This window comes from Duganella sp. GW822-FHT06D06, assembly GCF_058799615.1.
Map to the genome: position 1 here is coordinate 239209 of NZ_JBXALQ010000009.1, position 24242 is coordinate 263450.

Consider the following 24242-nt stretch of genomic DNA (forward strand, 5'->3'; position numbering starts at 1 on the left):
GCTAGGCTTTTGCCGGACCGCGCGCCGCCAGGTCGGCATTGCTCAAGCATTCATTGTTCGCCCAGGACTGCTGAAGCTTCTGCCGCGTGTCCAGCAGCGATTCGCGCTGGGTGCGCAAGGTCTGCATCATCTGCTCGATCTCGCCCAGCCGCGCATCGAGGTTGTGCAGCAGCCCATCCTGGAAAGCCTCGCCTTCGAGCAGCGACACCGAGCGGATCGCCTCCAGCGTGAAGCCGAGGTTCTGGCCGATCTGGATCAGGTGCAGGCGCTCCAGCGCCGTCTCCGCATACACGCGGTAGCCGTTGGCGCCGCGCGCCGCTTTCGGCAGCAAGCCTGCCTTCTCGTAAAAGCGGATCGCCGACGGCGCAAGGCCCGAGCGCTCCGCCAACTCGCCTATCTTCATTTTTCGCTTGACCTTAAAGTGAACTTCAATCTTAGGATACATCATTTCCTACACCGAGCCCGGACCAGACATGATGTTCACCGCACTGAGACTACCGAACGGCAGCACCCTCCCCAACCGCCTGGCCAAGGCCGCGATGGAAGAAAACATGGCCGACGCGGGCCAGTTGCCCGGCCCCGCGCTAAACCGTTTATACCAAAGCTGGGCCGAGGGCGGCGTGGGCCTGATCATCACCGGCAACGTGATGATCGACGGCCGCGCGATGACCGGGCCGGGCGGCGTGGTGCTGGAAGCAGGCACGCCGCTGGAAACGTTCCGGCAATGGGCGCAAGCGGCAGGCCAGCAAGGCGCGCAAGTGTGGATGCAGATTAACCACCCGGGCCGCCAGGTGATGGCCAACATGGGTGGCAACGCCTGGGCGCCGTCGGCGGTGGCGCTGGACATGGGCAAGCATAGCAAGCTGTTTGCGCAGCCGGTCGAGATGAGCACCGTGCAGATCGAGGAAGTCATCAACCGCTTCGCCGCCACCGCGCACGCCGCCGAACAGGCGGGCTTCAACGGTGTGCAAATCCACGCCGCGCACGGCTACCTGATCTCGCAGTTCCTGTCGCCGCTGACCAACCGCCGCCGCGACAACTGGGGCGGCAGCCTGGCCAACCGCGCCCGCCTGCTGCTGGAGGTGGTGCGCGCTGTGCGGACACGCGTGTCGCCGGGCTTCAGCGTATCGATCAAACTGAATTCGGCCGACTTCCAGCGCGGCGGCTTCTCCGAAGACGACGCCAGGCAGGTCGTGCTGCTGCTGAACGAACTGCCGGTGGACTTGATCGAACTGTCCGGCGGCAGCTACGAAAGCCCGGCCATGCAGGGCCGCACCATCGACGGCCGCACGCTGGCGCGCGAAGCCTACTTCCTGGAATTCGCCAAGGACCTGGCGGCCGTTGCGCGCATGCCGGTCATGACCACCGGCGGCATCGCCCGCAAGGCGGTGGCCGAGCAGGTGCTGGCCAGCGGCATCGCCGTCGCCGGCATCGCGACCGCACTGGCCGACGTGCCGGACCTGCCGCTGCAATGGCGCGCAGGCCGCGAGCCGGCGGCGCTGCCGCCGCCGTTGGAGTGGAAAGACAAGACCATGGCGTCGGTCGCCTCGATGGCGCTGGTCAAACGCCGCATGCGGGCGCTGGGCAACGGCGACACGACACAGGCCCCCCGCTACTCGCCGCTGCTGACCATGATCATCGGCCAGTTCCGCCTGGTGCTGCTGACCAGGCGCTATCGTGCCTGGCTCACGGCCGCCGGCCAACTACAAGCGTAGCCGCCGGCTCTCGCCAACCGTCAGGTTCAAGGGAGCCACCTTGCCGCCGTAGCGCACCTTGCCAGGCCCGGAACCGGCGGTGCGGCGTATCGTGGCCGAAGTCAGCTTGCCGCCGGCCCATGTCACGTCGACCTCATAACCGCCGCGTGCGCGCAGGCCCTTGACCGAACCGGCCTGCCACGCCGACGGCAATGCCGGCAGCAGATGGATTTCCCCGGTCTGCGACTGCACCAGCATCTCGCAGATCGCCGCGACCGCGCCAAAATTGCCGTCGATCTGGAACGGCGGATGCGCGTCCAGCATGTTCGGATAGGTGCCGCCGGCGTTGTTACCCTCGCTGCCCTTGCCGCTCTGCTGCGCGGCGCGCGCGCCCGGCTTGGCCAGCTGCCCGCGCAGCATTTTGTAAGCATGGTCGCCGTCCAGCAGCCGCGCCCAGTACGCCGTCTTCCACGCCATCGACCAGCCTGTGCCGGCATCGCCGCGCCCTTCCAGCGATTTGCGCGCGGCGGCCGCCAGTTCAGGCGTTTGCGTCGGCGAGATCTGGCGGCCGGGGTAGAGCCCGAACAGATGCGACACATGGCGATGCGTATCGCCCGGCGTATCGAGCACCGGATCTTTTTTCTCGTCCATCCATTCCAGCAACTGGCCCCAGCTGCCCACGCGCGGCGCGGCCAGCTTGTCCCGCATCGCGGCGACTTGCGCGCGAAAGGCCTGGTCGTCGCCCAGCGCATCCGCCGCTTCGACGGTATTGTTGAACAGGTCCCAGACGATCTCCTGGTCGTACGTGACGCCATCCTCGATCGGCCCATGCTCCGGCGACCAGCCCAGCGGCGCCACCAGGCGGCCATCCGGTAGCTGCTTCAGATAGTCCTGCCAGAAGTGCACCGCCTCCTTCATCATCGGATAGGCGACATCGCGCAGGAAGGCCTTGTCCTGCGTGTACGCATAGTGTTCCCAGAAGTGCTGGGCGTACCAGGCATTGCCGGTCTTGTTCCACACATAGCCCATGGCGCCGAACGGATTCGATTCGGTGCGCACCGTCCAGCCGCGCACCGGCTTGCCGGCGCTGGTAACGAAAGTCTCCTCGCGCTGCACGGCCACGCCGCTCAGGTCCGGCTTGGCCATCTGTACCGATTCGGGATGGGCGATCGCCTGCGCCGCCGTTTCGGCGATCAACTGGCGATACACCGGCGCCACGCCCTGCACCAGCGCGAAGAACGGCAGTGCGTTCCGCGACAGGTTGGCCGGCTCCGCAGGCCAGTAGTTCATCTGGATGTTTATATTGGTGTGGTAGTCAGAATTCCACGGCGGCGTAAGGCTGTTGTTCCACAAGCCCTGCAAATTGGCGGGCAGCGAATCGCGCGAGCTGGAGATCAGCAGGTAGCGGCCGTACTGGAAGAACTGCGCCTCCAGACCGGGATCGTTACCCTCCGCCGTGTAGACGGCTATACGCTGGTCGGTCGGCAATGCGCGACGAGCCGGCACGGCGCCGCCAAAGTCCACGCTCATGCGATTGAACTGCGCGTGGAAATCCTTCTGGTGCTCGGCCAGCAGCGCCGCCCACGGACGCGCCGCAGCGCCGACCTGCGCCGTCACGCGCGGCAGCGGATGCTCGCCCTGGAACTTCTTCACCGGATCGAGAACGTAGCTGGTGCCGGCGCCCAGTATCAGCGTCACCGCATCGCAGCCGGTGAAAGTGATCCGGTTGCCATCGACCGCAATCGCCCCGCCCTCATTCAGCACCTGCACCTGGCTGGCGTAGTCCATCGCATTGCTGGACGCCTGCCCCTTGCCGCGCAACGAACCCGTGGCGACGATGCGGTTGCCCAGCGCCTGGATCTGCGCGTCGTGCATATCGGTCAGCTCGATCGAGCCGGTGTACTGTCCGCGCTTGTCCGCGCTCAGGCGCATCGCGATCACCTGCGCCGGATAGCTGGCGAAGGCCTCGCGCTTGAACCTGACGCCGGCATGCGTGTAACGGACGCTGTGCAGGCTCTGGCCGATATCCAGCTGCCGCGCGTAGGCCGTCGTCCCCTGCTCATGCCCCGGCAGGTTGATATAGACATCGCCGAACGGCTGATAGGCGCCCATCGCCTTGTCGTCGCCGGTCCACAACGTGATGTCGTTGAACTGAACGCGCTCCCGCGCCAGCTGGCCGAAGATCATCGCGCCGATGCGGCCATTCCCGATCGGCAGCGCCTCCTGCTCCCAGCCTTGCGCCGTGTCGGGCGCGGGCCGGTCGTATCGCAGCGTGAGGTCGCGCGCTTCCGCCGCGCCGCACAGCTGCGCGGCGAGCAGGCACGCCGCGAACAACAGATTTCGAAACATCTTATTTCCCGACCGTGATCGACTTTCCTTCATACGCGACGACCTTGTCGGACGCATCGAAATCGTCCGAACTCGAAACGCCGGCCTTGATGAAGCGCAGCTTGAACTGGCGCTTGCCAACCATGCCCTTGTACTGGCCCACACGTTCGCCGATGGTGACCACGCCGGTCTTGTCGTTGTAGCTCAGCGGGATACGGCTGAACTCTCCGCGCAGGTAGGCATTGCTCACGCCATCGTCCTCGTACAGGCTGAACTTCCCGTCGGCGCCAGTGTAGACGTTGAGGGTGATCGGCGCATCCGGCTTCTCGTCCACATACTGCGTCACCGGCCCCATCGGCAGTATCGTACCGGCCTTCACCAGCAATGGCATGCGGGTTTCCGGCGCCTTCATCGTGGCCGTGCTGCCGCCCTTGTGCACTTCGCCGGTATAGAAGTCGAACCAGTTCGCGCCCTTCGGCATGTAGACCTTGCGCTCACGCGCACCGTACACATACACCGGAGCCACCATCAGGTTGTGGCCGAACAGGTACTGGTCCTTGATGTCCTTGACCGCTTCGTCGCCCGGGAAATCCATCACCAGCCCGCGCATGATGGCGCCGGATTCGTAGTGGATGTCGGCGGCGGCCGAGTAAATATAAGGCATCATGCGATAGCGCAGCTTGTCGTACCAGACCATCGAATCGCGCATCGGCGATCCCTCCGGCGCGATCTCGTGGATCTCGCGCTTCACCACTTCACCGTGGGAGCGGAACAGCGGCGAGAACGCGCCGAACTGGAACCAACGCAGATTCAGCTCGCGCCATTCCTTCATGTCTTCCTCGGTACCCTTGGCCGCGCCGGTGGCGCGGTTCTCCTGCGCCGAACCGACCGCGCCGACCTGGTAGCGGTCCTCCTGCGCGTAGCCGCCGATATCGTGCGTCCAGTTCGGAATACCCGACATCGAGATGCTGACGCCGGCCGAGATCTGGTCGTACAGGTTGTTCCATCGGCTCGCCGTATCGCCGCTCCACACCGCGACCGCATTGCGCTGGATGCCTGCGAAGCCGGAGCGCGACAGGATGAACTGGCGCGTATCCGGCTGGTCGCGCTTCAGGCCTTGGTAGAAGCCCTCCGTATGCACCAGGCTATACGGATTGAAGGTGATCTCGCCGCCGCCATACACGGTTGGCCCGACCAGCTTCTTGAAGTCCGCCGGACGGGTATTGGACAGCACATCCGGCTCGGTGTTATCCATCCACCAGGCGTCGAAACCCATATCGACCAGCTTCGGCTTCATCTGGCGATAGTAGATGTCGCGCGCCTCCTTGGTGTACGGATCGTAGTGGCTGTTCTTGTAGCCGGGGCCTACCCAGTCAAGCGCGCCGTCTTCGACGTTCTTGGTCCACATATGGCCCTTGGCCGCAAGCTCCTTGTAGTTGTCCGTGTTCGAGTAGAACTTGCCCCAGATCGAAATCATGACCCGTGCATGGGCCTTGTGAGCCTCGTCCAGCATCGCCTTCGGATTCGGGAAGCGAACCTTGTCGAAGTCGTGCGAGCCCCATTGATCCTGCGGCCAGTAGAACCAGTCCTGCACCATGTTATCCACCGGCCAGCCCTGCTTGCGGTACTCGCGCAGCACGCCAAGCAGCTGTTCCTGGGTTTCATAGCGCTGGCGCGATTGCCAGAAGCCGTAGGCCCACTTCGGCATCATCGGCGCCTGGCCGGTCAGATGGCGATAGCCGGCGATGACCTTGTCCATGCTGTCGCCGTTGATGACGTAGTAGTTGATGCTCTGCGCGACTTCCGACGAGAAGGTCAGCGAGTGGCGTTCCGCATCGGGCAGCGGATCGTTGTGCGTGATGGCGACCATGCCGCCGGTCGGCTTCCACTCCAGGTGCAGCTTTACCGGCTTGCCGGCCTCGAACTTCACCTCGAAATTGTGATACCACGGATTCCAGCCCTGGCGCCATACGTCCATGATCTGCTTGCCGTCGACGGTCAGCGTCGCATAGTCCGACGAATACAGCTGCATCTTGTGCACGCCCGGCTTATCGGAGCTCAGCGTCGCATCCCAGACCACCTTGACGTCTTTCAGCGTTTTCAGGTCGCCCAATTCCTTCGGCCAGTTCTCGGCCACGTCCTTCAGGTACTGGTAGGCGATGTCCTTCTCGTGGCGGGTCAGCACCAGCTTGCCGCCGACGTAGTAACGCGCCGTCAGGCCGCCAGCCTTACCTTGGTCGTCGACCAGTTTGAGGTCGCGCACCATCGGGCCATACGGCTTGGCGTCGCCGAAGCGCGAGATCGAATTGTTATCCCATAAAACGCCGTAGTTCTTGTCCGAGACGACGAAAGGCACGGCGATCGCCATATTGTGCTGCATGAGCAGCACGTCTTCGCCGTTCAGGTTCATCTGCGCGTTCTGGTGCTGGCCCAGGCCGTAGTAGGCGTCCTTGGTGCCGTGGTTGAAGCCTTCCTTGACCGCCATGAACGGCTTGCCGTCGATATCGACCGGCGCCATGCTCTCCGACGCCTGGCTCAGGAAGGCCTTGCCGGCCGCGTTGAAGAACTGCACCTGGCCGGTCGCCAAGGACACCGCCACCGACATCTTTTTCGCCTTCAGCGTGACCTTGTCCTTGCCCGCTGGGGCAACGCTGAAGTTACCGCTAACAGGAACCGCCACCGTCATCAGCGATGGCGTGAGTTCCTTGCCCGAGCGATCGAGCTTCACCACATGGATGATGTTATCGCCCATGACTTCTAGCCGCACTTCCTTCGCCGCGCCGGAATCAGGCTTGACCACCACACCGGTGGCGGTTTTCTCAAATGTGCCGGCCAACGCCTGGCCCGACACCATCACCGCCAGACAGGACGCCGCCGGCACTATCGATTTGAATCGCATTTAATCTCCGTATTTTTTAGTATGTACCTAGTTTGACCTTGAGAACCACCGGATTGCCGGTCAGGTTCAAGCCGTAATCTGTCTGGTCGCCGTTCCAGTTGCGTTCCATGATCCACTTGCCGGACGGGTCGAAGTGTCCCTCCTCCGCCCGCGCCAGCATGGACGGCTTGCCATCGCTGCTGGCGAAATTCACGCGTGCATGCTGCCCCACCACGATAAATTCATTGTCGCCAATCTGCGCGATCGATACGCCGCCGTTGGGCTGCTCGGTATCCGCCGGCACGTCCTTGACCTTGGCCAGCCATTCGGCATCGCCGAACTGCCACAGGCGGAAGCTGACGGTGGCCGTCCAGTTCTTCAGCGCGACGGTCTGCGGCTTGCGGTCGTCGCCTTCGGCCACGCCGCGGGTGCGGCCTTCAAACGCCCACTTGGCCCACTGGCGTTCCATCGGCCGGAAGGCGGCATAGATTTTTCCAAATGGGGTCACCATGGTCTTATCGACGGCCTTGGCGCCCAGCGGGAAATTACTGTAGTCCGCGTAGTCGATGCCGAACGGCGAAAAGGCCAGCGAGCCACGGCCCAGCACCAGGTAGGCGTAGCGCACGTACTGCGCCGCGTTGCTCATCTCCGGCAGCATCAGCGCATTGTCGGCACGCTGGAAGCGGTCCATCGTGGCATTGAATTTGTCCGACTCCGGCGCGTAGACATCCGGCGCGGCGATGTCGATGTGCGGCGCAGCCGCCTTGTAGATATCGATCACGTCGAAGGTCGGTCCGCCGCTGGCGAAGTTGCCCTTCCACGGCAGCACCGGCGACTCCAGCGGATCGCGCAGCGCGTTGTTGACGTACATCGGCAGATTGTAGACGGCGCGGCCCGCCTTGGCGATTTCCTCGATATAGCTGGCGATGGAATAGGCGTGGAAGTACTCGTCGGCGTAGTCGCCGTAGACTTGCTTCCAGCTGCCGCTGGCTGCCAGCGCGACCGGTGATTTCTTATGATCCAGCACGGCCTGCGGCACGTTCTGCTCGAACGCCGCCTGCGCCTTGGATGCGAAGTCCCGCGCGTAACCGTAGGTGCCGACTTCATTCTCGACCTGCATCATGATCACGGTGCGCTGCGCCGCGTCCGCTTTCTTGATATGCTCCATCAGCGCGACAAAGGCCTTCCTGTCGGCCTTCATGGTTTCCTCGCTGTTTGGCGACAGGCAGTAGATCGACTTGCCGTCCTTGTCCAGCATGCGCGGGAAGCGCTTGTTGTCGAACTTGACCCACTCCGGCGTGTACTGCGGGCCGGTGTTCTTCCAGGTGCCGAACCACAGCAACACCAGGCGCACCTTGTGCTGGCGCGCCTGCGCCAGCAAGGTGTCGACATAGCTGAAATCGAACTTGCCTTCGACCGGTTCGATCTGTTCCCACGCCACGGGAATCTCGACGGTGTTGGCGTTCATGTCCTTGATGGCCGGCCACACCTTGCTCAAGGCCAGCGGATAATTGCTGGAATTGTGCACCTGTGCGCCGAACATCACAAACGGCGCGCCATCGACCATCAGGGCGTGGCGGCCGTCCTTCTTCACCAGTGCGGGCAGATCGGCTGCCGCCGCGCCAGCTGCGGCCAAAGCGGTAAAACTCAAAACAGCGACAAGCTGGCGGGCGGTATGCTTCATGCGATCAGGCCTTTTTCAGGTTAGAAGGTGTAACGCAGTTGTGCAGTGTAGCGCGGTCCGGTGACGAACCATGCGCGCCCCTTCATGCCCACGCTCTGCTGCATCAGTTGCTTGAACTGCGAGTTGGTGACGTTCTGCGCTTCGAAGCCCAACGACATATGCTCGTTGATCTTGTAGAACAGCGACGCATCCAGCTGGCCGTAGGCATCCGCCCAGACAGGCAGGCCCCACACCACGTTCTGCTTGCCCACGTCCGGGCTGGCCGGATTGGTGTCGGTGCCGTCGGTGCCCTGGGTACCGTTGACATTGACCGCCTGCAGGCTCTTCGAACGCCAGTTGTAGGCCAGGCGCGACGACCACGGACCTTTGTCGTACATCAGCGCCAGGTTGAACGATTGACGCGACAGGTTTTCCAGCGGCAGGTTGCCGAAGGTGGTGCCGTTGGTATCGCAGCCGTTTAGCGTCAGGTTGACGTTGGCCGCCGAGTTCTCGCTGGTGCAGTAAGCCTGGTACACCGGCTTGTACAGATCGCGCTTGCTGTCGACGAAGGTGAAGTTAGCCTGCAAGCCCAGGCCCGACAACAAACCTGGCAGCTTGTCGAAGTACTGCTGGTAAGCCAGCTCGATACCCCGTGCATGGCCCTTGGCGCCGTTGATTGGTCCCGTCACCGAGAAATTCTGCATCTTGCCGGTGACGTCCGGTATCGCATAAAGGAAAGTCTGGTTGACGACGATGTCCTTCAGCTGCTTGTTGAACACCGCCGCCGTGAACGAACCCGCCGGCGCGAAGTACCACTCCGCCGTCAAGTCCATCTGCCTGGAGGTGGTCGGCTTCAGGTAAGGATTGCCGGAACCTTTACCCATCTGGCTGACGCTGTTGATGGTGGTGACGTTGGTGGCGGTGTTGGTGGTGGTGCTGGCCGTCTGCTCCATCTCGGTATAGGCTTGCAGCTTGTCGAAGTCCGGCCGCGACAGCGCACCGGCAAACGCGAAGCGGAATTGCAGCGTATCCGACGCCTTCAAGCGCAGGTTCAGGCTAGGCAGCACGTTGTGGTAGTTGTTCTCGTAGTCCTCGGCCTTGGCGAACGGCGCGATGATAGGTACCGACACGCCGGTGGTGGTGTTACCTGCCGGTATATTCGGCGCCGTCGATTTGAAGACCGTATAGCCATGCGCAGTGCTGGCGGTCTTCACGTAGCGGACACCCACGTTACCGTCGATCGGATATTTCAGGTTGTCCCAGCCAAAACGAACCTGGCTATACAGGGCCTGGGTCTTCTCGGTCTGGTCGTTGGTGCCGGATGGATCGGTACCGAAGGTCGCGGCCTTCCATACGTCGCAGGAGGTGCTCACTTCCGCGCACAGGATGTCGTGATACTTGTGCAGTGCCGCGTAGCTGTCCGGGAAGCCCTGCGCCAGCGAGACGTTCGGGAACACCACCGACGGCACCGAGACTTTACCGTTGAAGAAGTTGTTAAAGGTGTGCAGGTTGGTGTTGCCGCTGAAGCGAGGATCGCTCAGGTAAGCCAGACCGCTGATGTTCCAGCCCAGCTGCCACGGTTGCGAGATCGGCGACCAGTTATAGCTTGGGTTGGTGTTCTGCGTCAGCGCGTCGCGGTCGGTCAGGCGCACGCCGAAACGGATGTCGCGCAGTACCGGATGATCGAAGTCGTACTTGGCGTCGGTCTTCCACGCGGTCTCATGGCCCACGCTCTTGTCCTGGTGTTCCATCGTGAACGCCCAGTAGTAGTTCTTGGGATCGGCCAGGTGGGCGCGGTCGGCGGCGTCGAAGATCAGGTTGGGCACATTGCCGGTCAGGTCCAGCTGCTCCTTTTGCATCTGCACGCCGGTGGCCACGGTCGAATCGAGGCTGCGGGTGCTGGCGCGGATGTGCTGCAGATCGGTGGTGACGGTCCAGCGGTCGTTCGGACGCCAGCGCAGGTTCCACGACAGGTCGGTGGTGTCGGAATTGCGGGTGGAGGAACGGGTGTCGTCGCCGAAGTTGATGCCGCCGTCCTTGGTGTCGGTCAGGGTTCCGGTCAGCAGCGCGCCCTTGGAATCATAGGTGCCGTTGGTGACCTGGATGTTGTACGGGCTCGATTGCGCGAAGATCGCCTGCTCGTCCCACGTCATCGTGTAGCGCGATTTGAAGTAGGTCAGCGAGCTGCTGAGCTGATCGTTGGCCTTCCACTGCAAGGCGCCATACGCGCCTTCGCGGCGGCGGTTGAATTCCAGCGTGCGCCATTGCGCGCCCTTCGGCACCCAGATGGTTTTGCCGGCGGCGTCCTTCAATGGATAGTAAGGTTCGACCTGGAAGGCGTCGGTGCGGGTGCCGCTTTCCGAGTAGGCCAGGTCCAGCAAGGCGCCCACTTCGCCGATCGGCGTCTTCCAGCGGTTCGACACCATGCCCGACATCGACGGCGACGATTTGCCCTTCTTCAGTTCCGAGTAGGTCTCCTGGCCGGAGATGGCGCCGTGGAAGCCCTTGAAGTCGAACGGCATCGCGGTGCGCAGGTTGACCAGGCCGCCGACGGCGCCCTCCACCTGTTCCGCCGACGGGTTCTTGTAGATGTCGACGCCGGCCATCAGTTCAGGCGGTACGTCTTCGAAGTTCAGCGAACGGCCGCCGTTGGCGGAGAACGAATCGCGGCCATTGAGCTCGGAGCGCACATAGCTCAAGCCGCGGATCGATACGCCCGAACCTTCGACCGAGAAGTGCTCCGGATCGCCTTTGGACATGGTGCGGTCGATGGTCACGCCCACGACGCGCTGCAACACTTCCGTCACCGAGCGGTCCGGCAGCTTGCCGATATCGTCGGCGACGATGGAATCGACGATTTCATCGGAATTCTGTTTGATCTTCTGCGCCGACTGCAGCGCCGCGCGCTGGCCGGTCACGACCACGACCTGGCCGGAATCGGCGGGCGCGGTCTGTGCGGCCGCCATGCCGCACATGGTAGCCATCTGGGCCAGGCCCAATGCGATCGCCGTTTTCTTGAACTGTTTCATCTGATGCTCTCCAAAGTTATATGACTATTCATGGCACTTCGGCCATTTGTTGTTGCTGCTTCCCAGTGTCGATGGTTATGAATTTAGAAATATCAGGCGAACGGGCCCGCAGGCGCTGCATAGCGCAAAGAGATTGTTTTCATTTGAGTGCGTCTCGCTTTTGGTTTTTTTATCGTTATGGCTTACTGGCGGGGTGCCAGGTCATACGATGTTATGAGACCATTTTGCAAGTTACGCCAACTGGCCGCAATTGCGAAATTCACCAAGCGGGAGAATGATAATCAGCAAGCGTAGCGTCGAACAGACAACGTAGCGGCTGAAGCGCGCGGCCCGGCGCAGCTAACGCTGCGGGCCGCGCGTAAAACATCAACGGCGGCTGGAACGGGTGGCCACGTCGACCCAGACGGCCAGCGTCAGGATGCAGCCCTTGACGATCATCTGCCAGTAGGTGTCCACGTCCAGCATCGACATGCCGTTATCCAGGCTGGCCATCACCAGCGCGCCGATCAAGGCGCCGTACACGGTGCCGGAGCCGCCGCGCATCGAGGTGCCGCCGATGAAGCAGGCCGCGATCGCATCCAGCTCGCCCGAGCTGCCGGCCGACGGCGAACCGGCCGCCAGCCGCGCCGTGTTGACCAGGCCCGCCAGGGCGCACATCAAGCCCATGATCCCGAAGATCCACAGCTTCACCGCCTGCACGTTGACGCCGGACAGGCGGGTCGCCTCCATATTGCTGCCCACCGCGTAGATGCGGCGGCCGAACACGGTCTGCGTGGCGACGTAGCTGAAGACACCCAGCAGCACCAGCAACAACAGCACCGGCAGCGGTATGCCTTCGTAGCTGTTCAAGGTCCGCACGAAGGCGAACAGCACCGCGCCGATGGCGGCGAGGCGCACGCCGTCGCGCCACATCGGCGGCACCGGCAGGCCGTGGCGGCCCAGGTTCAGGCGCTGGCGCCAGGTCAGCACGGCGGCCAGCGCGAACAGCACCACGCCCAGCGTCACGCCCAGTTCCGGCGACAGATAGCCCTGCCCCACCTGCACCATCGCTTCCGACACCGGCGCCACCGTCACGCCGTCCGTCACGCCCAGCACGATGCCGCGATACGCCAGCATGCCGCCCAGGCCCACGATGAAGGACGGTATCCCCGCATACGCCGTCAGGTAGCCGTTGAACAGGCCTAGCAGCAGGCCGCAGGCCAGCACCGCCGCCAGCGTCACCGGCAGCGGCATGTGGTGCGTTACGTCGAGCACCGCCGCCACGCCGCCCAAGAGGCCTAGCAGCGAGCCCACCGACAGGTCGATCTCGCCGGAGATGATGACGAAGGCCATGCCGCAGGCCACCACGCCGGTCACCGACATCTGCCGCATCAGGTTGGACAGGTTGCGCGCCGAGATGAAGCCGCCGTCCGTCTTCCAGCTGAAGAAGCCCCAGATGATGGCGATGGCGATCAGCAGCGCGAGGATTTTATACTGCGTGAACAGTTGTTTGAGTTTGTTGGTATGCATGGTCACTATGAATGATCGAGCGCCGCAGACAGCAGCATTTCCTGGGTCAGGTCCTGGTTGATGAAATCTCCGCGCAGCCGGCCTTCGCCCATCACCAGCACGCGGTCGGACACGCCCAGCACTTCGGCCAGCTCCGACGACACCATGATGATGGACACGCCCTGGCTGGCCAGTTCCAGCATCAACTTGTAGATCTCGTACTTGGCGCCGACGTCCACGCCGCGCGTGGGCTCGTCGAGTATCAGCACCTTGGGCCGCGTCAGCAGCATCTTGGACAGCACCGCCTTCTGCTGGTTGCCGCCCGAGAGCGAGGTAATCGGCAGGAAGGGACTGGCCGTCTTCAGGCCTAGCCGGGCGATTTCCTCGCCCACGGTTTTCAGCTCGGCCTCGCGGTCGATGCGGGTGAAGCGCGCGTAGCGGCCCAGCACCGACAGCGTGATGTTCTGGCCCACGTCCAGGTCGCGGATGATGCCATGCTGCTTGCGGTCCTCCGGCACCAGCGCCAGCCCGGCGCGGATGGCCTTGAGCGGCGTGCGGGTATCGATCTTCTCGCCGTTGAGCCACACCTCGGCTTCGCAGCGGCCGTTGTAGGCGCCGAACAGCGCGGACACCAGCTCCGTGCGCCCCGCGCCCACCAGGCCGGCGATGCCGAGGATCTCGCCCCGGCGCAGCTTGAAGGAGACGTTGTCCACCTTCCGGCGGTCCGGCTTCTCGCTGTCGTAGCACACCACGTTGCGGGCCTCGAACATCACCTCGCCCTGCGTGCGTTCCAGTGTTGGATACAGCTGGTTCATCTCGCGCCCCACCATCTGCGCGATGATCTGCCGCACGTCCATCTGCCGCATCGGCGTGGTGGCGATATGCTTGCCGTCGCGGATGACGACGATGGTGTCGCAGATCGCCTCCACCTCATCGAGCTTGTGCGAGATGTAGACGCAGGCCACGCCCTTGGCTTTCAGGCCGCGGATGATATCGAGCAGTACCTCGATCTCCGACGCCGTCAGCGACGACGAAGGTTCGTCCAGGATCAGTAGGCGCGCGTTCTTGTTGAGCGCCTTGGCGATCTCGATCAGTTGCTGGTGGCCGCCGCCGTAGTTCATCACCGGCAGCACCACGTTGACGTCGTTGAGCTTCAGTTCCTTGAGCAGGGTTTCGGCGCGCTGGTTCATGGCCGGGTAATCCATGCGGCCGCCGGGCAGCGTGATCTCGTTGCCGAGGAAGAGATTCTCGGTCACCGACAGTTCGGGCACCAGCATCAGTTCCTGGTGGATGATGACGATGCCGGCCGCTTCGCTTTCGCGTATCGATTGCGCCTTCAGCGGCTGGCCGTCCATCAGGATCTCGCCGTCCCAGGTGCCGTGCGGGTAGACGGCGGACAGTACTTTCATCAGGGTCGATTTGCCGGCGCCATTTTCGCCGCACAAACCGATGCACTCGCCGGGCCTGACTTGCAGGTCGATGCCGTCGAGCGCGGGAACACCGCCGAATTTCTTGACGATGCCCTTCATTTCTAGCAAATAGCCGGACATACAGGTTCTCGCAGAGGTGAGGTGCGGGAACCCGTGAAACGCGTCCCCGCCAGAAGAATTACTTGGCCGCGAGTTGGGCTTTGGTGTAGAAACCATCGGTGACCACCAGGTCGATATTCGCCTTGGTCAGCATGGTAGGTTTCAGCAGCAGCGTGCTGACCTGCTTGAAACCGTTCTGATACTCGGCGTTGAACGCCGGCTTCTCATTGCGCACCAATTGGATCGACAACTTGGCCGCCTCGGAAGCGATCAACTTCAACGGTTTGTACACCGTCATGGTCTGCGAGCCGGCGATCACCCGCCGCACCGCCGCCAGATCCGCATCCTGTCCCGACACGGCCACCTTGCCATCGAGCTTCTGCGAAGCCAGCGCCTGGATCGCGCCGCCGGCGGTCGCATCGTTCGAAGCCACCACCGCATCGAGCTTGTTGCCGTTGGCCGTCAGCGCATTTTCTACGATGGACATGGCCTCGGCCGGATTCCAGTCCTTGACCCACTGCTTGCCGACCACCTTGATGTCGCCCTTGTCGATCAACGGCTGCAGCACCTTGAGCTGGCCTTCGCGCAGCATCTTGGCGTTGTTGTCGGTAGGCGCGCCGCCCAGCAGGTAGAAATTACCCTTGGGTTTGACCGCCAGCACGCCCTGCGCCTGCATCTCGCCGACCAACTTGTTATCGAAAGAGATGTAGGCGTCGATATCCGCGTTGAGGATCAGGCGGTCGTAGGAGACCACCTTGATCTTGGCCTTCTTCGCCTCGCGCACCGCGTTGTTCAGCACCGTGGCGTTGTAGGGCACGATCACCAGCACATCGACACCGCGCGAAATCAGGTTCTCGATCTGCGCGATCTGACGCTGCTCGCTGGCGTCGGCCGATTGCACAAAGACCTTGGCGCCCTGCTGCTCGGCGGCGGCGACGAAATAATCGCGGTCGCGCGCCCAGCGTTCCAGCCGCAGGTCGTCGATGGAAAAGCCGATTTTCGGATTCTTGGCGTCGGCCATGGCGTTGCCGCCGGCGCACACCAGCATGACGGCGACTGCCGCCGCGCTCAGTAATTTCTTCATTCTTACGGTCTCCTGTTAGTACTGTGGATCTTTGTCCGACTAGTGGTTATGGCGCGCCTGATTAAGGGCCACTCCGCGATATGGTACAGCCAGTTCCATGCACGCGCCGTTTTCCATCTGCCCGACGGTGCTGCGGTAGATTTCCTGCCATGGCGTCTGGCTGGCGGGGATGGCCGGAATACCGTCCTTCTTGCGCTCTTCCCACTCCGCCTCGCCGACCTGCACATCGCAGCGGCCGGCGTTCAGGTCGACCCGGATACGGTCGCCGGTGCGCAGCCACGCAAGGCCGCCACCAACCGCGCTCTCCGGCGACGCGTTCAGTATCGACGGGCTGTCCGATGTTCCCGACTGGCGACCGTCGCCCAGCGTCGGCAGCGCATTGATGCCGCGCTTGACCAGCGCATCGGGCGGCTGCATGTTGACCACTTCGGCCGAACCGGGCCAGCCTATCGGGCCGGCGCCGCGTATCACCAGCATGCAGTCCTCGTCGATGTTCAACGCAGGATCGTTGATGCGGGCGTGATAATCGCCGGAGCCGTCAAACACGATGGCGCGGCTTTCAAAGATGTTTTCACTGCCCGGCGTGCTCAGATAGCGGGCGCGGAAGGCGTCGGAGATCACGCTGGTTTTCATGATGGCGAAGTCGAACAGATTGCCCTTCAGGACAAAGAATCCGGCGTCCTTCTTCAGCGGCTGGTCGAAGGCAAAGATCACCTCACGATCATTCGTCTCCCGGCCGGCCAGGTTGTCGCGCATGCTGCGGCCGGTGACGGTGGGACGGTCCGAACGCAACATGCCCTGCTGCTCCAGCTCCCACATGATGGCCGGCACGCCGCCGGCGCGATGGAAACGCTCGCCGAGGAATTTACCGGCCGGCTGCATGTTCAGCAGCAGCGGCACGGCATGGCCGTACTCCATCCAGTCGCTCGAATGCAGCTCGACACCCGCGTGGCGCGCCATCGCCATGATGTGCTGCTGCGCGTTGGTGGAGCCGCCGATGGCGGCATTGACCACGATCGCATCGAGGAAAGCCTCGCGGCTCAAAATGCTGGACGGCTTGATATCGAGCCGCGCCATCTCGACGATGCGTCTGCCGGTTTCATACGCCATCTGGCCCCGTTCGCGGTACGGCGCGGGAATCGCCGAGCAGCCGGTCAGCGACATGCCCAGCGCCTCGGCCATTGCGTTCATGGTGGAGGCGGTGCCCATGGTGTTGCAGTGCCCCGCCGACGGCGCCGAAGCGGCGGCGATCTGCAGGAACTTTTCATTGTCGATCTCCCCGGCGGCCAGCTGGCGGCGGCCCTTCCAGATCGCGGTGCCGGAACCGGCCAGTTCACCCTCGAACCAGCCATCCAGCATCGGCCCGCCGGACAGCACGATGGCGGGAATGTCCACCGTCGATGCGGCCATCAGCTGCGCCGGCGTGGTCTTGTCGCAGCCGGTGGTCAGCACCACGGCGTCGATCGGATAGCCGTGCAGGATTTCCACCAGCCCGAGGTAGGCCAGGTTGCGGTCGATGGCGGCGGTCGGACGGCGGCAGTTCTCAAAGATCGGATGCAGCGGGAACTCCATCGCGATGCCGCCCGCGTCCCGGATGCCGTCGCGCACGCGCTTGGCCAGCTCCAGGTGAATGCGGTTGCAGGGGCTGATGTCGCTGCCGCTCTGCGCGATGCCGATGATGGGACGGCCGGAGCGCAGTTCCTCCGGCGTGATCCCGTAGTTCATGAAGCGCTCCAGGTACAGCGCCGTCATGTCGATGTGGTCGGGATTGTCGAACCAATCCTGCGAGCGGTAGCGGCGTGGGGTGCTCATGCGCCGTACCAGCCCGCGTCGACGAAGTAATCGCGCCCGGTGCAGCGGCCGGCGTTGTCGGAGGCCAGGAACAGCGCCAGCGCGGCCACGTCGTCCACCTGCACGCGCTGCGGCAGGCATTGGCCGGCCAGGATGCGCGCTTCCTCTTCCGGCGTGTGCCACAGGGCTTCCTGGCGCGGCGTACGCACCGCGCCCGGGATGATGCAGTTGACGCGGACGTTGTGCGGACCGAGGTCGCGCGCCAGGCCGCGCGTCATGCCCTCGATGGCGGCTTTGGCCGTCATGTACAGGGTCAGCTCCGGCAGCGCCAGGTGCCACGAGATCGAACCGAAGTTCAGGATCACGCCACCGCCGCGCTGCTGCATGCCGACGGCGACTGCCTTGGCGCAGAAGTACTGGTGCCGCAGGTTGACGGCCATGCGCTCGTCCCAGTATTCCGGGCTGACGTCGGCCAGCTTGTGGCGGTCGTCGTTGGCGGCGTTGTTAATCAACACATCGACCTGGCCGATGCGCTCGAAGGCCGCGGCCACCGCATCGAGATTGGTCAGGTCGCAACGCACGAAGGTCGGCGGCACCGCCTGTGTCGACAGGCGGCCTTGCAGCGCCAGCGAGTCTTCGTCGGCGATGTCGAGGAAGTGCACCTGCGCGCCCTGCCGCGCAAACGCCTCCACCATGCCGGCGCCGATGCCGCTGCCGCCGCCGGTGATGACCACGCGCTTGCCGGCCAGGCTGGGATAGATCGCCTGCTGCACCCTGGTCTGCAGGGCCGGCACAGCGCGCACCGCGGCCGCACCGCGCGCCCGGGCCAGCAAGGCCCGCACGCCAAACGTCCACGGCGCGATGGTGTCGCTGCGCTGCACATGGTTGACCAGGGTGCCCAGCGACGGCGTCGAAATGCTGACACGGTCGCCCAGGTGGTGGGTGAAGCCGCCGCCGGCGCTATCGCGGTCCTTGATCGGCGAGAACATCGTGCCGAGGAAGAGCATGAAGCCGTCCGGGTATTGATGATGGCGGCCGCAGACCTGGCTCACCAGGTCCAGCGGATCGCGGCTGATCTCGCGCATGCGGCTGGCGCCGGCCAGGTGGAAGCCGTCGTCCATGCCTTCGATCAGCATGCTCAATTCCGCGTTGCGGATGGTGTCGATGGTGAAGTGCTCGTCGAACAGGCGGATGAACGGGCCGATGGCGCAGGAGCCGTTGTTGTCCTTGGCCTTGCCCAGCAAAAGCGCGCTGCGGCCTTCGATGTCGCGCAGGTTGACGTCGTTGCCCAGCGTGGCGCCCAGCACGCGCGCCTGGCTGTTGACGGCCAGGACGATCTCCGGCTCCGGGTTGTTCCATTTCGAATCGGGATGCAGGCCGACATCGGCGCCCTGCCCCACCGCCGACATGGGCTGCGACTTGGAGAACACCTCGGCGTCCGGGCCGATGCCCACTTCCATGTACGGCGACCAGATGCCACGTTCGATCAGGTCCGCCTTCAGCCGCGCAGCTTCCGGCGAGCCGGGACGGATGGCCGACAGGTCGGAGCCGATGATGGCCTGGATCTCTCCGCGCAGAACGTTGGCGCGCGAGGCGTCGCCACCGGCCTGCTCCTCGATCACGCGCTCCAGCAGGCTGACGGCGAAGGTGACGCCGCACGCCTTGATCGCTTGCAGGTCGCACGGCGCCAGCAAGCGGGGCATACCGATATGAGCGCCGGCGGCGGTGGTGCTGTCCAGCGCATGCGCCATCAACTGCTGCACGCTGCCCAGCGATTCGCCGGGTGCGTTGCGGGCGATGTCGAGGACATCGTCGCGCTCCAGCAGGTCGGACATTGTGGGGGCGTGGCCGGTGATGTCGAACACCTCGCCGTTGCGGACGGCGACCACGCACGGCCCGTCGATGACGCCATTGCGCCAGACGCGGCCCACCAGGACAGCCCGTTCGATATCGTCGGGCAGCATCGTTTTTACATTATTTTCCAAGGTCTCTCTCTCCAAGCTGGCAAGCAAACTGCGTGGAGGATTTTGACCCGATTCCCCAGTGACGGCAATTATGAAACTCACCAATCACGGTCATGTTTTAAGCGCCCGCCGCTCAGGCGACGCTGCGCAGCTCGGACACGGCGGCGCCGTCGTCAGCTTTCTCGTCGGCGCAGCCCTGCATGGCGCGGTCCTGGTAGGCGCGCGGCGTGCAGCCCAGCTCCCGTTTGAACACCGCGTGCATGTACTGCACCGAGGTGAAACCGCAGCTGAGCGCCACGTCGGCGATGCTGCGCTCACCGCGCGCCAGGATCTCGGTGGCGGCGTCCAGCTTGAAGCGCAGGATCACGTCATGCACGCTGCAATCGAGCTCCTGGCGGAAGTAGGATTCCAGCGACGAGCGCGAGATGCCCACGTACTCGGCCACCTGGTGCGTCTTGATGCCCTGGCAGGCGTACTGGCGGATGAAGTGGCGCGCCCGCATCACGTGCGGGTGCTTGGGCGCTTCGTGGCGGGTCGAGGTCAGCACGTTGATGCCGACCGGCGGCACCAGGATGCGCGTGCCGCCCAGGCGCACGCCGTGCAGCATCTGGTCCAGCAGGTGGGCGGCGGTGCGGCCCATCTCCTGCGCGCCCTGGATCACGGAGCTGAGCGGAATGCGGGTCAGCATGCGCGCCAGCGGATCGTTGTCGATGCCGATCAGCGCCACCTGCTCCGGCACCTCGATGCCGGCCATGATGCAGGCCTGCAGCAGCTGGCGCGCGCGGGCGTCGGTGACGGCGATGATGCCGACCGGCTTGGGCAGGCTGTGCAACCACTTGATCTGCTGCTCCACCGCCTCGTCCCACGACGGCGCGCTGGTGCCCAGGCCGCGGTAGATCTGCGGCTCCATCTTGTCCTTGCGCATCAGCGTGCGGAAGGCGGTCTCGCGCTCCTGCGCCCAGCGGTTCTCCTGCGCTTCCGGCAGGCTGAACAGCGCAAAATTGCGCAGGCCGGCCTCGATCAGGTGGTCGTGGGCCATCTTGATCAGTTTGAAGTTGTCGGTGGCGACGTAGGGCACGGCGTCCGGATAGCTGCTGTCGTCGGCGTAGGAGCCGCCCACCGCCACCACCGGGATGCGGCTGCGGCTGAGCGCGGCCGCCACGGCGGGATCGTCGAAATCGGCGATGATGCCGTCGCCCTGCCAGTGCTCGATGCCGGGCAGGCGCAGGCGGAAGTCTTCCTCCAGGAACAAATCCCAGGAGGCGCGGGTGCTGCTCAGGTGAGCGGCGATACCGGCTATCACTTCACGGTCAAAAATCTTGTTTGCGTTGAACAGCAGCGCAATACGGTGGGACTTCATCGACATTTTCAACGACCTCAATCTCGGCACCAAGTATTGTGGCATGTTTCCGATCCTGTTCCGATGAAAAAGGCGAACCCGTCCCTAATTGGAGACAATCGGCTTGCCAGTCACTATGCCGCGCCCCGCCGTGCTCATATACACAACCCCGTAGGTATTGGCATCGCCGATAACGAATTGGGCATCGCCCGGGCCGCCATATTGATGATCGTCGTCATTAATCCGCAGCCAGCTGGCGCCGCTGTCGATCGAGCGGAACACGCCGCGCACGCCGCCCACCGAGCCCCAGATGTACACCGCCGGATAGCTGGCGCCCGGCGCGGCCTTGCCGAAGCCCACCGCCGCCGCGTAGCCGACATTGGCCAGGTTGGCGAAGCTGGCGCCGGAATCGGTGGAGCGCGCCAGGCCGCCGTCATGCAGCGCGACCCAGACATCGCCCTCCCTGCCGGGCGCGGCGCGCACGGCCTTGGAACCCTTGGGGCTGGCCAGGGCGCCGGCTGGCGCGAAGCTGGCGCCGCCGTCGGTGCTGACCAGCATGCTGGCGCCGCTCAGCGCGTAGAATTTTCCGGTATTGACCGGATCGGCCACCGGCCGCGCGCCGTTCAGGCCCTTGGCGACGCTCCAGCTGTCGCCGCCGTCGGTCGAATAGTAGCTGGTGGAGGATTTTTCCGGACTGTGCACGATCACCTTGCCGTCCGCGCTCAGCGCCAGCTGGCCCTGCTTGCCCTTGATGCCGGCGGTCCTCTTCCAGCTGAGGCCCATGTCGCGCGACACGTACATCGCGCTGCCGACGCGCGCCAGCACCTGCGGATTGGCGGCCGCAACATCCAGCCCCCAGGTGGTGCCCATGGTCGGCGTGTGGATCGGCGCGTACTGGCTCACGTCGGTGTGACGGAAGCCGTCGTAATCGCCGATGGCCGAAACCAGCGGGCCGCCGGGTATGCTGACCAGATTCAGCGGCACCGATTCCTCCAGCCCCGCATCCTCGAACTTCCACACCGCCGGCGCGGCATGGATATCGCTCGTCTTAAAAATGCCGTTGCCCGACACCACCATCACCGTGCGCGTATCGAAGGGATCGAACTCGATGCTGGCGGTCCAGTGGATGAAGCTGCCCGCGATCCAGCTCACGCCGTTGGGATCGATCCGCACGCCCTGGTCGACGATGCTGTTCCAGCTTTTGCCGCCGTCCAGCGTTTCAAAAAACTTGTCGCCCATCGTGCCGGGCTGCTGGTAATAGTCGATGGTGGAGACGATCATGCGGTCCTGCCTGCCCGGATCGACCGTGATGCCGGCATAGGCGCGGTTCAGCGGCGGCGAGATATCGCTCCACTTGCGGGCGGCGATATCGTACTTCCACACCGCGCCCTGCTCCATGCCTTCGCCGTGCGCCACGTCGCCCCACGGACCGGCGCCCTGGGCGTAGACCACCACCAGGCTGCCCTTGGCCAGCACCGCGCGCTGCGGCATCAGCGCGGTGGGGCCGCCGCTCAATGCGGTGAAGCTCTTGCCGCCGTCGTCGGACAGGTACAGATTGGCGCCCACCGAACCATAGCGCGACACGCCGGCGAAGATGCGCTGCGTGGCGCCGCCGGCCGCGCTGGCCGGATCCAGCACGACGAAGCTCACGCCGTTCTTGTTGGGCGTGGCCGTCACCGGCAGGCCGTCCAGGTGCTGCCAGCTCAGGCCTTCGTCCACGCTCTTGAACATGCCGTTGGCGCGCGTACCGAGGTAAAGGATCTTGCCGTTGACCGGGTCCACCTGCAGCTTCTCGCCGTTGCCGCGCCCCATGCCGTTGCCGTGTACCTTGAACTGCTTGCTGACGTCGATCTTGGTGAAGCTGCGGCCGTAGTCGCTGGATTTCAGGATCGCGCTGGCGCCGCCGTTCAGGTAGCCGATGCCGGCCGACAGATACAGCTTGCCCGGCGCGTTCGGGTCGATGGCGATGGACTCCACGCCCAGCAGACCGGTCTCCTGGTCGGACACCCAGTCCAGCAAAGGCATCCAGCGCCGGCCGGCGCCGTCCCAGCGGTAGGCGCCGCCGACGTCGGTGCGGATGTAGACCAGGCCCTGCTCGGTCTTGCTGGTGATGATGCCCGATACAAAGCCGCTGCCGCCGATGGCGACATTGTCCCACGCATAGGCCGGGGCGCTCGTCATCAGCTTCTTCAAGGTCGGCGCCATGGCCTTGGCCCAGATCTCGTAGCCCTGCTCGTTCGGGTGCAGCAGGTCGGGCATGATGTCCTTCGACAGCGTGCCGTCCGCCGCCAGGAAGGCCTGGTTGATGTTGAGGTAAAAAACATTCCGCTGGTCGGCAAAGCCGGAAATAATGCCGTTGACCTTTTCATTGATCTGGCGGAGCTGGTCGTCCGGCTTCTCGCCGCGCGGGAAGATCGCCAGCAGCAGGATCTTGGTATCGGGCAGGCGGCGGCGCAGTTCGTCGATATTGCGCTTGATGCCGGCGGCGGTGGTACGTGGATCCTCCTGGCGATGGCCGGTGTTATTGGTGCCGAACATCAGCACCGCGACCTTGGGCGCGAGGCCGTCCACTTCGCCGTGCAGCAAGCGCCACAGCACGTTCTCGGTGCGGTCGCCGCCGAAGCCCAGCGCCAGCCCGTTCATCGGCTGGTAGTTGCGCTGCCAGACCGGCGCGCCGCGCTTCTCCCAGCCCTCGGTGATCGAATCGCCGATGAACACGACTTCGGCCGATTTGCCCAGCGCCCGCGCCTCGGCCAGCTTCTTCTCGTGGCGCGGCGTCCACCAGTCGATAGACCAGGATTCGTTCAGCTTGTCCGGCGTGACCGACACGGTCTTGTAGTCCGGGCAGGCGGCGTTGGGCTCGCCGCTGGCCAGATAGCGGACATTGGCCACCGACACCTCGCCGCTGCCGCTGGCGTCGAGCGTGAACGGCTGTGCGACGGCGCTGAAATCGTCGCCCTCGCGCGCGAAGCAGCGCATCGAAAACACCAGCTGTTGCCAGCCCTTGCCGGCGATGGCGCGCGCCGGCACCAGGTAAGGCACGTTGCGGCTGCACTTGTCGCCGCAGCCGACCGCAAAACTGATGCCGCCGCTCGACATTTCCCGGACGTTGACGTCCAGCGCCAGCACGCCGTGCGCCAGGTAGGGCCGCAGGTCGACCGGCTTGCCGCCGTCCAGGCGCAGGCTGGCGTACCAGGCATCCCTGAAGTGCAAGCTCAGTGCCGCGCCGTCCTTGCTGGCGCTGACGCGGCTCTTCGGCACCGTGGCCGACGGCGGGATCACGGCGCTGGCGCCGTCCAACGTCATGTGCGACTCAAAGTCCGCCAGGGTGATGTGCCAGGATGGCAGCGGACTGCCGGTATAGAGATTCAGGTCTTGCGCCGGCGCCGCCAAAGCGGACGCCGACCAGGCGGCCAGGCACAAGGCCAGGCGCCAGCGGATGAAATTCATGGGGA

Annotated in this window: 13 protein-coding genes; 1 reads left to right on the top strand and 12 read right to left on the bottom strand. The window is 64.3% G+C overall.

Annotated elements, in window-relative coordinates:
• Position 1 precedes the first annotated feature (1 nt).
• Positions 2-403 (bottom strand): MerR family transcriptional regulator, encoded by a 402-nt coding sequence (locus tag AC1RMD_RS18590; RefSeq protein WP_492928163.1) that lies wholly within the window; start codon positions 401-403, stop codon positions 2-4.
• 70 nt (positions 404-473) lie between these two features.
• Between AC1RMD_RS18590 and AC1RMD_RS18595 the strand changes: the two genes are divergently transcribed.
• Entirely contained in the window at positions 474-1715 is a 1242-nt protein-coding gene (locus tag AC1RMD_RS18595; protein WP_492928164.1) for an NADH:flavin oxidoreductase/NADH oxidase family protein, read from the top strand.
• On the opposite strand, the gene AC1RMD_RS18600 is transcribed toward AC1RMD_RS18595, so the two are convergent.
• The 11 genes from AC1RMD_RS18600 to AC1RMD_RS18650 form a co-directional block, all read right to left on the bottom strand.
• Complete coding sequence (locus AC1RMD_RS18600) at positions 1704-4043, bottom strand: glycoside hydrolase family 95 protein (protein WP_492928165.1); 2340 nt, start codon at positions 4041-4043, stop codon at positions 1704-1706. The genes AC1RMD_RS18595 and AC1RMD_RS18600 overlap by 12 nt on opposite strands.
• A gap of 1 nt (position 4044) precedes the next feature.
• On the bottom strand, positions 4045-6921 hold the full coding sequence (locus tag AC1RMD_RS18605) for a TIM-barrel domain-containing protein (RefSeq protein WP_492928166.1): 2877 nt from the start codon (positions 6919-6921) through the stop codon (positions 4045-4047).
• A gap of 16 nt (positions 6922-6937) precedes the next feature.
• A complete protein-coding gene (locus AC1RMD_RS18610; protein ID WP_492928167.1) occupies positions 6938-8584 on the bottom strand; it encodes a GH35 family beta-galactosidase in 1647 nt (548 codons plus the stop codon).
• A gap of 20 nt (positions 8585-8604) precedes the next feature.
• A complete protein-coding gene (locus AC1RMD_RS18615; RefSeq protein WP_492928168.1) occupies positions 8605-11592 on the bottom strand; it encodes a TonB-dependent receptor in 2988 nt (995 codons plus the stop codon).
• Between the two features lie 366 nt (positions 11593-11958).
• Positions 11959-13101 carry a sugar ABC transporter permease gene (locus tag AC1RMD_RS18620; protein ID WP_492928169.1) on the bottom strand — a complete coding sequence of 381 codons (1143 nt, stop codon included), beginning with the start codon at positions 13099-13101 and terminating at the stop codon, positions 11959-11961.
• Between the two features lie 5 nt (positions 13102-13106).
• Entirely contained in the window at positions 13107-14630 is a 1524-nt protein-coding gene (gene xylG, locus AC1RMD_RS18625; RefSeq protein ID WP_492928170.1) for a D-xylose ABC transporter ATP-binding protein, read from the bottom strand.
• Positions 14631-14688: 58 nt separating this feature from the next.
• A complete protein-coding gene (gene xylF / locus AC1RMD_RS18630; RefSeq protein ID WP_492928171.1) occupies positions 14689-15693 on the bottom strand; it encodes a D-xylose ABC transporter substrate-binding protein in 1005 nt (334 codons plus the stop codon).
• A gap of 39 nt (positions 15694-15732) precedes the next feature.
• Positions 15733-17505 (bottom strand): IlvD/Edd family dehydratase, encoded by a 1773-nt coding sequence (locus AC1RMD_RS18635; RefSeq protein WP_492928172.1) that lies wholly within the window; start codon positions 17503-17505, stop codon positions 15733-15735.
• Positions 17502-19469 carry a D-xylose 1-dehydrogenase gene (gene xylB / locus AC1RMD_RS18640; protein WP_492928173.1) on the bottom strand — a complete coding sequence of 656 codons (1968 nt, stop codon included), beginning with the start codon at positions 19467-19469 and terminating at the stop codon, positions 17502-17504. Before xylB ends, AC1RMD_RS18635 begins: the two co-directional genes overlap by 4 nt.
• 112 nt (positions 19470-19581) lie before the next feature.
• On the bottom strand, positions 19582-20808 hold the full coding sequence (locus tag AC1RMD_RS18645; RefSeq protein WP_492928174.1) for a XylR family transcriptional regulator: 1227 nt from the start codon (positions 20806-20808) through the stop codon (positions 19582-19584).
• 84 nt (positions 20809-20892) lie between these two features.
• On the bottom strand, positions 20893-24237 hold the full coding sequence (locus AC1RMD_RS18650) for a GDSL-type esterase/lipase family protein (RefSeq protein ID WP_492928175.1): 3345 nt from the start codon (positions 24235-24237) through the stop codon (positions 20893-20895).
• Positions 24238-24242: the final 5 nt, after the last annotated feature.